We start from the raw sequence: 223 nt of genomic DNA, 5'->3' as shown, positions 1-223 counted from the left end.
ACAGGACCAAAGATGATCTAAGGTGGGAACGCGATATGCTCGACTCACTGCTAGGTGAGTTGGCTGATATCTATGAGGACTCGAATAAGTTCAGAGCGTTACTGACCGCACTCAAGCCCCGCATCGAGGGCAAGCGCATTAAGCAAACCGTTATTTTTACCCGCTTTCTCGACACCCTTCATGATATCCGGGAGCGACTACAAGCCAAATTCCCCGAACTACT

Annotated in this window: 1 protein-coding gene; it reads left to right on the top strand. The window is 49.8% G+C overall.

Annotation, left to right across the window (positions count from 1 at the left end; all coding sequences use genetic code 11):
* Positions 1-35 precede the first annotated feature (35 nt).
* Positions 36-223: hypothetical protein (locus tag A3766_RS11135; RefSeq protein ID WP_156508874.1), on the top strand; the 188-nt coding region annotated here is incomplete at its 3' end.

The sequence above is a fragment of the Oleiphilus sp. HI0132 genome (genome assembly GCF_001635845.1).
This window is presented reverse-complemented; position numbering and strand designations above follow the sequence as displayed.